We start from the raw sequence: 12,997 nt of genomic DNA, 5'->3' as shown, positions 1-12,997 counted from the left end.
CCTTACAATAGGGTGCTTTTTATTGGTAATAGGATTACTGAAATAACTGTACAGTACAAAACAGGATTATCAACTATAACTGTACAGCTATAGTAGGACGAGACAAGGACGAGACAGGTTTTATACAGAGTGTTTGTATAGTGTATGTATAGTGCTTGTATAGTCAATGTATAAAATCTATGTAAAAAGATACATTGAATATACAAATACATTATATAAAATATACATACACCACGGCACAGTTATTGATATAAATAACACATAATCAATACTTTAAATAAAAAAATTATGACAAAAATCAAAGAAAAAAACTGACAAAGCAACATTCAATAAATTGTATCAACTACAAGAGTACGCAGAAGAATATGCTATGCTTATTGCTGTATTAACAAGGACAATCAGCAATACCAATCGACCTCTACTGTATTAATTACAGCTTTTTAAAACTTAAAAAATCAAATAATTTATAACTACACTACCTTATGGCAAAACTTGACAACAAAGGAAAACTTCACGGATTAGTTGGTACTGTTATCGCAAGAGAAATGGGAGGCAAGCAAATCATTCAATCTAAAGGGAAAAAAAGGAAAATGAATAAACAGTCGCTTGAAAACTTTAACGAGTTTAAAATAGCAAGTTCAAACGGAAAAATAATTCGCAGTAATATTGAAAAAGCATTAGATCACAAACACGATAAATACTTATACAGACGATTTACTGGAGCATTGTACAATGCGCTGAAAAGCAATAAAGAACTCGACAAAGGACAACGCAACCTACTCAATAGTTCAATGGAAAGTTTAAAGGGATTTGAGTTTAATGAAACGCATCCCTTTGATAAAGCGTTTTATGCGAAAATTAAAACAGAATTATCAGAAGACAATAAACTACATATTACTGTTTCGTCATTTGAACCAAGCAAATTTGTAATATTTCCAGATATAGCCACAGTGGCTTGTTTAAAATTTAGCCTATACACTGATGAGTTAAAGGGAGAAAAACAGACACTTTTGCCTAATCATATATTTGAATTTGCATCATCTAAGACTACAACTGAAGAATTTCATTGTTATTTTGATTTGCCTAAGCAAGTAAACTTTACAATTATAATTGCAGAATTACTCTTTTACTATACTACTGAAGGTGATAATAAAAAATTGTACAACAACAAACTATATCATCCGAGTACAATTATTTTTGGCAAGTAAATAATTCCTCTAAAATAGCAATACAACAACCCAAAAGCACAGTTAGTCTAAACTGTGCTTTTGCTTTTGTCTTTGTTATCGACAAAGGGTATGTCATTTATAAGCGTTCTTCTTACAGACAAGAAACATCAGCTATAAACAGACGTGTAAAATGATAATACGTCTTTCCCATTTACCTCCTGTTTACAACAAAACTTCAAAGGAACAAAAGCAAATATTTTCTATGCCCACATTGACAATCACATAAAAAAACAGGCTCCCTAATCAAGTTTCTCTTCTTTTACTTACCCCCCTATAATACACAATAAGTTTTTCTTTCCTTACTATGGTTAATACTTGTATTTACGCGCTTTTATCCTACTTGACATTCTGTCAAATGTTAATTTATTTACACCAAAATCGACCAAATAATAACAATCTGTCAAAAAGAAAGGACATAATGCGTCAAACGCTATATTTTTTTATCTTTATTTCTCTTTAAAAATAATTGTTTTAGTAAAAATTCAAGGTTTAAAAAACAAAGATTAACAATCCCAATAATTTATTCGCAAAAAGCAATAATACACAAAGTTTTAGCGACTTTTTAAGTCTTTGAAGTACCTATTTTATCTATTTTTGTACAAGAATAATTCAAGAAAGTAATAATAAGTACAATACTTTAGATTAATTTAAAGCAGACCGTTTTACAAGTAAGCATATATTCGCAACCTAACGAATTACTTTTAAAGCACCTTCTTCAATTTAATAGGTATCAACTCGTTAATTACCTAAAATATTTTCTGCTTAAACACGTATTCTTGTTGTTATAAAGCACTGTAATATTAATCTTGATTTATATGTTGATATTTTGTGTTGCGTTATCTTACACATTATTTATAAGTCAACCCTAAATTCGAACTATATAGAACTCGTTTCTATAACGTTATATGTTGTTTCCTAATTAAAGCTCTATTGTTGTTGATAGAGCTTTATTTTTTTCTTCTGCTTTGAAACAATTTCTCTAATCAAAACCATTTACGCCACTTGAAGTACAATATCATTACAATAACTAAGGCAAACATTCCGCCTAATGTCCAATAATACCCATTCTCAAACTTTAATTCTGGCATATTCTCAAAGTTCATTCCGTACACCCCAACGATAAATGTCAAGGGAATAAAGATGACAGATACTATTGTCAATACCTTCATAATCTCATTCATACGGTTGCTTTGTGCTGAAAAGAAGAAGTTTGTAGCACTGTCTAATTTGTTGAGGTTATACTCTATCTGGTCTAACAACTCTACCGATTTAAACTGTAAACGCTCAAAAAACACCATACTCGACTTGCTGATAATACAATCGGTATTCCCTTTGTCGTGTTGGGTTTTAAGACTGTACAACACCTCTCTCAGCGGAATAATAGCTCGTTTGATGTCTTGCAACTCCTGTGTATATCCTTCAATATTAACCAATGTACGTCTTTGATACTGCGTCTTCGCATCTATTAACACCGCTTCTACCCCATCTTCAACTACATCTAACACCGTCAAGAAACTGTCCATCAAGGACTCCATTAGAGCGTACAACAAATAACTCGAATCACGCTTGCGCACTAAACCTGTCTTTGTGCGAATCCGTTCTCTAATTACATTGAAAAAATCGCCTTTCTTCTCTTGAAACGACAACAATATCTCATTTTTCAAAATAAAGCTAACTTGTTCTACATCTATTGTTACATCCGTTTCTTTAAACGGTAAAATTGCCTTGACACTAAAAAACATCACATCATCCAACTCCTCAACACGCGTACGTCTTGAAAAGTTCAGTATCTCCGCCATAATATAAGATTCGATATTAAAGAAACGCCCTATCTCTTGAAGCAACTCAATATCGTGTAATCCGTGTAAATTAAACCATTTGATAGCAGTTGGACTTGCCGCATTCAGAATATCCTCTATTTCCTTTAAACTCAAATCATTGTACTCCTCAAATTTGTTTTCGTCATAGACAAATAACTGCATTGAAATAGGAACATCCGGAAAATCACCTGAATATTCTAAATAATTGCCCTGAAGTTTTCTTATTTTATTATATTTAACTCGCCTCACATTTCTTAATTTTGAATAAATATACTGGTTTTTCCAATTAAACAGTATATTGAGGATTAATAACAAAACAAAAAACAATGACTATACTACTGAAAAACATCAAGGAAATTCTACAAGTTAGAAATCAACATATCGACAAATTAGAAGGACAAGAAATGAAAACGCTACCTGTGCTTGAAAACGCTTTCCTTTTAATTGAAAACGACATCATTAAAGACTTTGGTCCGATGAGCGATTGTCCGACTGCTGATTTTGACGAGGTAATTGATGTTACGGGTAAAACTGTTTTACCAACTTGGGTAGATAGCCACACTCACTTAGTATATGCTGGCAACAGAGAATTGGAGTTTGTAGATAGAATCAACGGATTGAGTTACGAGGAAATATTCAATCGCGGCGGGGGAATTTTAAACTCGGCTAAGAAATTACAAGAACTTTCAGAAGAAGAATTATACGAACAATCGCGCAAACGCTTAGAGGAGGTTATCCAACAAGGTACAGGTGCGGTTGAAATAAAGTCTGGTTACGGACTTACATTAGAGGCGGAACTAAAGATGCTTAGGGTAATCAAGAAGTTGAAAGACAACTACCCTATTGAAATCAAAGCTACGTTTTTAGGGGCTCACGCATTCCCAACAGCCTATAAAGACAACCACAAAGGATACATCGACTTACTGGTTGATGAGATGATTCCGGCTATCGCAAAAGAAGGGTTGGCGGAATATGTAGATGCTTTTTTAGAAACTGGATACTTCTCTTGTGAAGAAACAGAGCGCATTATTCAAGCAGGACAAAAACACGGAATGATTGCAAAAGTACACGTTAACCAATTTACGGCTATTGGCGGAATTGAAATGTGTGTGAAGAATGGTGCTTTATCAGTTGACCACTTGGAAATAGTAACTGACGAAGATATTGCGGTCTTAAAAGGGAGTAAAACAATGCCTGTAGCCCTACCTACGTGTTCGTTCTTTATTTCAATTCCGTACACACCCGCACGTAAAATGATTGACGCTGGATTGCCAATTGCCTTAGCATCTGACTCAAACCCAGGAACTACACCTTCAGGTAATATGAACTTTGTAGTATCTACGGCTTGTATTAAGATGAGAATGACTCCAGAAGAGGCTATTAATGCCGCTACAATAAACGGGGCTTATGCTATGGGCGTTGGACAAGATTATGGTAGTATCACAAAAGGGAAAAAGGCAAGTTTGATTATCACGAAGCCATTGCACTCTTTTTACGAATTGCCATACGCATTTGGTAGTAACAACATTGAACAAGTTATCTTAAACGGAAAGTTGCAATAAGCCAGAGGTACTTCTCTTTTTTACACACCACAAAAAATTGAACTATGAATAGTCAAAAGATAAAATTATTCAAGAAAGCTGATTTAATCGCCCTTACAAAGTTTAGAAGTGGCGAAATTAAGTTTGGCGAGAGAATACATACCTTAGAATCAGATGCTAATTGGGAAAGCGAATTAGCAACTATAGACGCAAAGTACGCTATTATTGGTATTCCGGAAGACATTGGGGTTAAAGCAAACCTGGGTCGCCCTGGAACCGCTACGGCTTGGCAATCGTTTTTAAACAGTTTCCTCAATATTCAACACAACCGCTTTTGTAAGGGAAGTTGGGCTACTATTGTTGGGCATTTAGACTTTGAACAAGAAATGGCTGAGGCGAGAAACTTAGACACAACAAGTAAAGAGGACAGAAAACGCTTGTGTGAATTGGTTTCTTGTATTGACAAAGAGGTTTCTCATACAATTACCAAAATAGTCAATGCTGGTAAAATTCCGATTATTATTGGCGGAGGACACAATAACGCTTATGGTAATATCAAAGGAGTTGCTTTGGCAAAAGGAAAGCACATCAATGTCATTAACTTTGACGCGCATTCTGACTTCCGTCCTTTAGAAGGTCGCCATAGTGGTAATGGGTTTTCTTATGCCTTTGAAGAGGGATTCTTGAAGAATTACTTCATTTTTGGACTACACGAAAACTATACTTCAAAGACTATATTTGCTGATATAAAGGCGAATGCAGACCGTGTGAAGTACAATACGTATGAGCAAATACGCATTAGAAAAGAAAAGTCTTTTGACACTGAGTTAATTACAGCTCAAAAGCACATAGACTATAATTACTATGGAATTGAGATTGATTTAGACGCAGTTCCAATGATTGCAAGTAGTGCCATTACACCAACAGGTTTCTCGGCAGAGCGATTACGTCAATTCATCCACTTCTTTGGAAAGTCGCGCAATGCAAGTTACCTACACATTTGTGAAGGAGCACCGTCGTTAGACTTTGAACAGAACAGTCACTTAGTAGGTAAACTGATTGCTTATTTGGTAACTGATTTTATGAAATCAAACATGGAAAGAATTTAATTGTGAATATACTATTAGTTGAGGATGACACACGCATTAGCGATTTCATCGTAAAGGGTTTAGAGGAAAACGGAATGAGAGTTGAACTCGCACAAACGGGTGAGCAAGCAAGAGAGCTTATCTTAAATGGAGAGTGGGACTTAATCTTGATGGACATTATGCTGCCGGGTATTGATGGTATTCAGTTGACTAAAATGATTCGTTTTAAGAAGAACTACACGCCTATTCTAATGTTGAGCGCTTTGAGTGAAACCTCAGACAAAATCTCTGCTTTAGATGGTGGTGCTGATGATTACTTGACTAAACCATTTCACTTTAGCGAGTTGATTTCTCGTATTAATGCACTGACAAGACGTACGAAGTTTAACTACGAAAAAAGGGAACACGTATATGTATGTCGCGATTTAAAGCTTGACCCAGAAAAACACCTTGTAGTGCAAGGAGATAAACAAATAGACTTGTCTCCTCGTGAATACAAATTGCTGTTGTTCTTGTTGGAAAACAAAGACAAGGTGGTATCGAGAATGCAAATTCTGGAACGCGTGTGGGGTATTCAGTTTGACACCAATACTAATGTAGTAGATGTTTATATCTCTTATTTGAGAAATAAACTGGATGAATCACAAGGCAAAATAATTCACACAATCAAAGGAACGGGTTATATGTTACAAGAATAATTATGAATTTACGCAACCGCTTGACGCTTTATAGTACAATTACCTTTGGTATTGTATTCTGTTTGGCTTCTCTACTGATATTTTTAGCTTACTACAAACGAGCACAAGACAATATCTTTAGTGAGCTTGAGAATACAACCCTGCTTTCGGCTATCTACTATTTAGAACAAGACGAGTTGCCTCAAAATGAGCATTCGGTTATTCGCGACCAGTTTAGAACTACTATCCTAAGTAAGAACGTGGCTGTTATCAATGCTACTAACGCAGTGGAGTTTGGTCAACTAATTGACGACCCGAATATTACAGATAAAATTCTGTCGTTAGTACGCAAGAACGAAACCTTCTACTTTAAAAAGGACAACTCTTTTTACTACGGAATGTTTTACCCTGATAATCAAGGTGATTTTGTGGTCTTTACAAAAGAACCCGGAGCTGAATATGCCTCTCAAATCAAGAGTTTACTACTGATATTGGGTATTGTTTTACTGTTGGGACTATTGGCTATTTACTTATTAAGTCGCTATATCTCTAATGTGGCGTACAAGCCGATTAAGAATATAGTACAACAGGTAAACGAAGTAAACTACTCAAACTTAGAGCAAGGAATTGCTGTGCCTAAAACAGATGATGAGTTAGAAGAACTTATCACAACGTACAACAAGCTATTGGCTCGATTGTCTGAAAGTTTCCTTGTACAAAAGAACTTCATCAACTATGTGTCTCACGAATTTAAAACTCCGCTTACGGCCATTAGCGGTAGCTTAGAGGTGTTTGCACAAAAAGAACGCTCTCCTGAAGAGTATAAACAGGTAACCCAAGAGGCCTTAGACAATGTATATAAGATTGAAAGTATCTTATCTAACTTGCTGTTGTTATCGGGATTAAAAAATGCAGAACACCAGTCACAGCTTGTGCGTATAGACGAATTGATATGGGATATTAATGAGGCATTGCACAATAAGCTAACGGAGTTTAAAACACAACTGCACATTGACATACAGGTAAACGACTTCTCGTTGTTAGAGTTCAAAGGAAATGAAACGTTGATTCACTTGGCATTGTACAACATCATTGAAAATGCCATCAAATACTCTAATAACAATCCGGTTGAGATTGTATTAAAGTCTGTCAATAGTCGTCTAAACGTTGTGGTTACAGACCACGGCAAGGGTATTGCCCCTGACGATTTAACCTTTATCAAACAAACGTTTTATCGCGGTAAGAATGTAGGAAATATCAAAGGAAGTGGTATTGGGTTATCACTTGCTACGATTATCTTTGACCAACATAGTATAGGCTTTGATATACAGTCGTCTCTAAAGAATGGTACTGTTATCACATTGACGTTTTAGGTAGTCAAACAAAAGGACATCTATTGATTCCCATCTGATTTTAAAACGATTACGTCTTCCTTATAAGGCTTTGTCGTTTTGTCAAACAAGTCTATCTCATCACAACCAACCCCACAAGGATAAGTTGATGATGCAACACTAATTGAGAAGGCTTTATGTAAGTTAGAAAACAACAATCCCTGTAAGCAGCGTAGTTCAGTTGATATAAAGTTTAGGCTGTCGCATACATCTAAAGCCATTATATCCGTAACTATACTGCACACCCTCTCTATACCAACTCCCCCATTAGGAATAACGGAGAATAGCTATTCATTACTTGACAACAACAATAAAATAGTAAAGCTAAAGAGGTCCGTTTAATCCCCTATTTTTGTTTTTTATAACCGTACTGTTCGATAAACATATCCGCTAAAGTAATTGCGGTCATTGCCTCAACAATAGGCACTGCCCTTGGTAACACACAAGCATCGTGGCGACCTTTCCCTTGTACTGTAACGACTTCATTTGCGCTATTGATAGACTGCTGGTCCTTCATCAAAGTAGCCGTAGGTTTAAACGCTACACGAAAATAGATATCCATACCATTACTGATACCACCTACTATTCCGCCTGCGTTATTAGTAGCTGTTTTTCCATCAGGCAAGATAACGTCATTATGCTCACTTCCACGCATCGTTGTACCAGCAAACCCACGTCCGAACTCAACCCCCTTAACAGCGTTAATCCCTAACATTGCCTTTGCCAACTCCGCATCTAAACGGTCAAAAACAGGTTCGCCTAAACCAACAGGAACGTTTTGAACCACACAGAAGATAGTTCCCCCTATTGAGTCCCCATCTTTCTTTACCGCTTTGATTAACTCCTCCATTTGAATTGCAATAGCAGGATCAGCACAACGCACTGGGTTTTGTTCGATTGTAGAAAAGTCGAGTTCCTGATACGGCTTATCAATTGAAATATCACCTACAGACGCCACATAGGCAGTAATCTTAACAGAAGACAACACCTGCTTAGCAATAGCCCCAGCTACTACCCTACAAGCAGTTTCACGAGCAGAACTACGTCCTCCTCCGCGGTAATCTCTATGCCCGTACTTTTGGTCGTACACATAATCAGCGTGGCTCGGGCGGTAAACATCCTTAATATGGTCGTAATCTTTAGACTTTGGATTTGTATTTTCAATGATAAAGCCAATTGGCGTACCCGTTGTTTTACCCTCAAAAATACCCGACATAAAGCGCACTTCATCAGCCTCTTTACGTTGCGTTACTATCTTCGATTGCCCTGGTTTACGTCTATCCAACTCTGCTTGAATTTCCTGTAAATCCAATGCTATTCCCGCCGGACAACCGTCAATGATACCACCAATCGCATCACCGTGCGACTCGCCAAATGTTGTTACTCGAAAACGATTACCAAATGTATTACCTGCCATAACCTGTGTATTTACTACAAGTTTACTACATTTTTCATAGATAGCGTGTCTGTTTTGGCATTTTTATACGTGAAAAACACTTATAAATCTTGTTTTAATAGCAGAATATTAAAAAAGTAACTAAACAAGAATAATACAAGGGAACCCTCCAAAACCTCAATCAACAGAGATAGTTATATGTCAGCAAAACAATTTATTCATACTCACAAGACACTGAATAGCAACCTCATATACAATCATACAAACAAGGTAACACAAAGAAAACAAGCCACTATAATACTTAATAACTTCAGTAGCCCAACTATCAGTTGATTGCGTAACCCCTTAAAAGTAGACATAAAAAAACGAGGTATTGCTACCTCGTTTTATACTATTAAAAATAATCGAATCTTAATTTGTTTTGTACATAACAATTGATGTACCCTAAATAATCGCGGAATTTAGGTAAACGGTGAGAGTCCTCTACAAATAATATTTCACTGTTGTAAGACTCTTTTTCTTGAAATCCTTTATAATCGATTACTTCATCTTGTTTACCAATCAAGATAAACGCATCTTTAGGATCGTCTATAGTAATCAAACTATTCTTTAAATTGTCTGGAAACTCTAAATTTGAACCTTTGCGCATGCTGTAATCTAAAAGTGGACTAACCATTACAAGTACAGACGCTAATCCTTTCTTCTTTCTACGTTCTCTCAACTGATAGGCAAAATTAGCACCGGATGAGTCTCCCATAAGAATTACTTGCTCCTCTTCAGCTATACTCGCTTCAACGATATTTAAAATACCATTAAAGTCCGATTCAGGTGTCCATTCAACACAATAGCTTGACGAGCTTTTAAACAACTTTTTGAAGTCTTGGAATTTACGAGAAGTACGGTCAGACCCGTATCCGTGAAAATAAATCATTATCATGGGCGTAGATTTTAGTCTTTATTACGAAGAGTTAAATTACGAAGTTTTACGGGGTTTAAGAAATGATAATTGTCAATTTAACAATAAATAATTCGAAAACTGTACTATTTTCTATAAAACCTCTAATCTACACGCTGTAAGATGCTTTTACAACCTATTGTTAATCAGCTTATTTTGTTAAAAATAAAGTGTATTTTTAGCCTTATATATTTTTTAGATGAAAAAACACCTTGTATTACTTAGCCTATTCTCTTTTTTAGGATGTCAAAACAATAAAATTGTTAGTTTGCACGAGCGTATTACCTATACACCTACGTTGTATGAACCAAAAAGAGAAGTAATCGGAATAGACGAAACAACAGGCAAAGAGCGCTTTACAACGCGTTTAGTATCTTATCGACAAGATGTAAACCACAACAAAATAGTAGCGATACGTATTAAAGAAAACCAGTTGAGCTATACTGTACAAGGGTGGTATCCATCATCTGGATTATCTGTAAGTAAAATGTCGTTATCTAAAGAAAAGAGCATTGACAACGATACGCTTATACTAACGCATCAAATTCACATCACAAAACAAGCGGGTAAAGAGTCTGCTATGGTTTACGGCTATAACTTTAGACAAGCCAACAAAGCGCAAATCAAATCAAGTTATATAGCTGTTATCATTCGCCTTACAGACACTAATGGAGTATTAATTGACGAACAGGTTATAAGGTTATAATCGTATTTATTAGAGTATTTATTTATAATTACAAAACTAAGTAAAACAATTATCACCAATACATAATTACATAGCTTACAAAACAATAACCTTTTAAATACAGTTGTAAACGTAAAATAGCCAAGGATTACCCTGGCTATAAAAATAAGTTAACCAAGAATAATTCGAAGTGTTGTTCCTCTATTTTTAAAACTTTCGATTTTAAAATAAGCATTTATTAAATCACATCGATCTTGAATATTGTTTAGACCTAAACCACGTTTCACTCTCTTTACATCAAAACCTACTCCATTATCTTTAATCAATAATTCTATTCCTCCCTCATTAAGTTTTCTAAAAATAACAATACAATTACTTGCCTTTGCATATTTATGAACGTTTTGCAGAGCCTCTTGTATTATTCTGTATAAATGAATTTTATTACGATGACAAAGATTTTGTAACTCTATCTCAGGAGCAATAATTAATGTAAACTCTGTGTTCTCATTTCGATTTTGTATATTTACTAAGTCTTCTAAAAGTTGATTATAAAAGCTAATTTTAAAGCTTTCTTCATTATCAAGAGAATGAGATACACCTCTAATATACTCTTCTACTTCTTTTACTTCATTAACCAATAACTTTCGTTGCGTATCCAATGTATCTCTTGTAATCTGCATTAATGAAAAACGAGTAACAAAAAGCTTATTTAACACACCATCGTGTAGTTCTTTTGCGACCTCTTTTCTTTCTTGAAAACGAGCCTGTCCCATTTTATCATGCAGCGTTAAAATAGAAGTATAATACTTCTCTGTATCTTGTTGAAATAACTTAACCATTTTTATTTCTCGTGACTTCTGTCTATATAAAATAACAAAAAAGATAAGCATTGCTAAACCTATCATTGTACTACCTACTTGTGCTATGACATCTTTTTGGTTTTGTAGTTTTTTATTAGCTTTTATTAAATAATCAGCTTCAGAACTAATACGAGCAAAAGTATTTTTTATCATTCTATTTTCATCTGTCAATACATGATCTAATTCCTCATAGCGAATAAAATACTCTTGATGATAAACCGTATCAAATCTCAACAATTTAGATAAAACTTCTTTTTCTAAAGCAAGGTCATTTAACTTTACAGAATAATCTTTAACCTCATTCAAAAGGCCAATAGCTTTATCAACATTTCCTTTTAAAAAAAGCAATTCACCTAAAACTACTTTTGTAGTATTTTCTTCTTTATGATGCTTATGCTTTATACATAGAGCAATTGCCTTTTGTAACTCCTCTTCAATACCGTCTAATTGCTTTAATCCAATACTTGCTTTGGCTTTTAAAACTATAAATTGTGCTGTTAGTAAGTCGTCATATAAGCTTTCTTTTCCTAAATATTCTTTAATTGTTTGATCTACAAACGAATAAACCTTATTATAATCCTCTTTTTTAAGATAGGCCTCTACTAAGTTCTTATATACTGTTACAAAATTCAAACGTTTTGTATTTTCATTATAAACCTGATCAATACGAGGATCATTTAAATACTCAAGAGCACTATTCAAAGTAAGAATTGCTTCATCAACCTCATCAAGTCCAACTAAAATACTTCCTAAAAGGAATTTTGAAACATAATCGACTTTTATATCATCTTGGTATTTATTTAAACGTATTAATTTTAAAATATTCGTTTGCGCTTCAGTAAATATTCTATTATTAAGTAAAACAACTGCCTTTGAACGATAAACATCCCTTAACTCAAGCGTATCATTTATATTAGTATATAAATACTCTGCCCTCGTGTAATAATAAAATGCTGTATCCAGAACAAACTTATTCTCATAATTTGTCCCCTTTAAATAATAACTTTTAGCTTCATGATTAACATCATTGACACTAATAGATAATTCTGATAATAAATCAATATAAGATATATCAGCATTGACTTTTTGTATATAATAGATTAATAAACTTCTTGCTTCTTCGGTATTAGGCATTTTCTTTATTAACTGACCAACAGAATCAATAAATGCTTTACTACTATCATTCGCCGTAAATCTATCATATTTATCTACAGATTCTCTAATAAAATTTACTTGAGTATCACCTGTATTATTTTCTCTCTGACAAGCAACACACATCACACAAATCAGTGTAATAAAAACAATATAACCAACCGTTATTTTTATTTTTTCTAGCAACACATCCATCGAGCACT

At 34.5% G+C, this 12,997-nt stretch carries 11 protein-coding genes; 6 read left to right on the top strand and 5 right to left on the bottom strand.

The genetic code is table 11. The features are described 5' to 3' along the window. The first annotated feature begins 482 nt into the window (after window positions 1-482). Window positions 483-1,208 (top strand): hypothetical protein, encoded by a 726-nt coding sequence (locus tag BLT46_RS03820; protein WP_090406471.1) that lies wholly within the window; start codon window positions 483-485, stop codon window positions 1,206-1,208. A 1,004-nt stretch (window positions 1,209-2,212) separates the two neighbouring features. Here the strand turns inward: BLT46_RS03820 and corA are convergent. Further along, the gene (gene corA / locus BLT46_RS03815; protein ID WP_090406468.1) at window positions 2,213-3,298 is read right to left on the bottom strand and encodes a magnesium/cobalt transporter CorA; all 1,086 of its coding nucleotides are present in this window, start codon (window positions 3,296-3,298) and stop codon (window positions 2,213-2,215) included. A gap of 77 nt (window positions 3,299-3,375) precedes the next feature. Between corA and hutI the strand changes: the two genes are divergently transcribed. Genes hutI through BLT46_RS03795 form a run of 4 tightly spaced genes read left to right on the top strand, consistent with a single transcriptional unit; the run spans window position 3,376 to window position 7,728 of the window. Further along, window positions 3,376-4,611, top strand: coding sequence for an imidazolonepropionase (hutI, locus tag BLT46_RS03810; protein ID WP_090406466.1), 1,236 nt, complete (start codon window positions 3,376-3,378; stop codon window positions 4,609-4,611). A 44-nt stretch (window positions 4,612-4,655) separates the two neighbouring features. After that, window positions 4,656-5,699, top strand: a complete 1,044-nt coding sequence (locus BLT46_RS03805; protein WP_090406461.1) for a formimidoylglutamase — start codon at window positions 4,656-4,658, stop codon at window positions 5,697-5,699. A 2-nt stretch (window positions 5,700-5,701) separates the two neighbouring features. Next, a complete protein-coding gene (locus BLT46_RS03800) occupies window positions 5,702-6,376 on the top strand; it encodes a response regulator transcription factor (protein WP_090406458.1) in 675 nt (224 codons plus the stop codon). Window positions 6,377-6,378: 2 nt separating this feature from the next. Then, window positions 6,379-7,728, top strand: a complete 1,350-nt coding sequence (locus tag BLT46_RS03795) for a sensor histidine kinase (RefSeq protein WP_090406455.1) — start codon at window positions 6,379-6,381, stop codon at window positions 7,726-7,728. Window positions 7,729-7,748: 20 nt separating this feature from the next. Here BLT46_RS03795 and BLT46_RS13105 read toward each other — a convergent pair whose 3' ends face one another. From BLT46_RS13105 to BLT46_RS03785, 3 genes are all read right to left on the bottom strand, one after another. Next, on the bottom strand, window positions 7,749-7,967 hold the full coding sequence (locus tag BLT46_RS13105; protein ID WP_176770718.1) for a hypothetical protein: 219 nt from the start codon (window positions 7,965-7,967) through the stop codon (window positions 7,749-7,751). 125 nt (window positions 7,968-8,092) lie between these two features. Next, a complete protein-coding gene (aroC, locus tag BLT46_RS03790) occupies window positions 8,093-9,163 on the bottom strand; it encodes a chorismate synthase (protein WP_090406452.1) in 1,071 nt (356 codons plus the stop codon). Between the two features lie 373 nt (window positions 9,164-9,536). Next, a complete protein-coding gene (locus BLT46_RS03785; protein WP_090406449.1) occupies window positions 9,537-10,079 on the bottom strand; it encodes a YqiA/YcfP family alpha/beta fold hydrolase in 543 nt (180 codons plus the stop codon). Window positions 10,080-10,296: 217 nt separating this feature from the next. Between BLT46_RS03785 and BLT46_RS03780 the strand changes: the two genes are divergently transcribed. After that, window positions 10,297-10,803, top strand: coding sequence for a hypothetical protein (locus BLT46_RS03780; RefSeq protein ID WP_090406446.1), 507 nt, complete (start codon window positions 10,297-10,299; stop codon window positions 10,801-10,803). A gap of 149 nt (window positions 10,804-10,952) precedes the next feature. Here BLT46_RS03780 and BLT46_RS03775 read toward each other — a convergent pair whose 3' ends face one another. Next, window positions 10,953-12,989 (bottom strand): tetratricopeptide repeat-containing sensor histidine kinase, encoded by a 2,037-nt coding sequence (locus BLT46_RS03775; protein WP_090406443.1) that lies wholly within the window; start codon window positions 12,987-12,989, stop codon window positions 10,953-10,955. Between the last annotated feature and the right edge of the window lie 8 nt (window positions 12,990-12,997).

The sequence above is a fragment of the Myroides phaeus genome, from assembly GCF_900099675.1.
Taxonomy (GTDB): Bacteria; Bacteroidota; Bacteroidia; order Flavobacteriales; family Flavobacteriaceae; genus Flavobacterium; species Flavobacterium phaeum.
Note: the sequence above shows the minus strand (reverse complement) of the source record. Positions and strands in the feature narration are given on the sequence as shown.

What these genes read in the sequence shown, in the direction of transcription:
- BLT46_RS03820 (WP_090406471.1), top strand. Translation starts at nt 483, where the DNA reads ATGGCAAAACTTGACAACAAAGGAAAACTTCACGGATTAGTTGGTACT.
- hutI (WP_090406466.1), top strand. Translation starts at nt 3,376, where the DNA reads ATGACTATACTACTGAAAAACATCAAGGAAATTCTACAAGTTAGAAAT.
- BLT46_RS03805 (WP_090406461.1), top strand. Translation starts at nt 4,656, where the DNA reads ATGAATAGTCAAAAGATAAAATTATTCAAGAAAGCTGATTTAATCGCC.
- BLT46_RS03795 (WP_090406455.1), top strand. Translation starts at nt 6,379, where the DNA reads ATGAATTTACGCAACCGCTTGACGCTTTATAGTACAATTACCTTTGGT.
- BLT46_RS13105 (WP_176770718.1), bottom strand. Translation starts at nt 7,967, where the DNA reads ATGGCTTTAGATGTATGCGACAGCCTAAACTTTATATCAACTGAACTA.
- aroC (WP_090406452.1), bottom strand. Translation starts at nt 9,163, where the DNA reads ATGGCAGGTAATACATTTGGTAATCGTTTTCGAGTAACAACATTTGGC.
- BLT46_RS03785 (WP_090406449.1), bottom strand. Translation starts at nt 10,079, where the DNA reads ATGATAATGATTTATTTTCACGGATACGGGTCTGACCGTACTTCTCGT.
- BLT46_RS03780 (WP_090406446.1), top strand. Translation starts at nt 10,297, where the DNA reads ATGAAAAAACACCTTGTATTACTTAGCCTATTCTCTTTTTTAGGATGT.
- BLT46_RS03775 (WP_090406443.1), bottom strand. Translation starts at nt 12,989, where the DNA reads ATGGATGTGTTGCTAGAAAAAATAAAAATAACGGTTGGTTATATTGTT.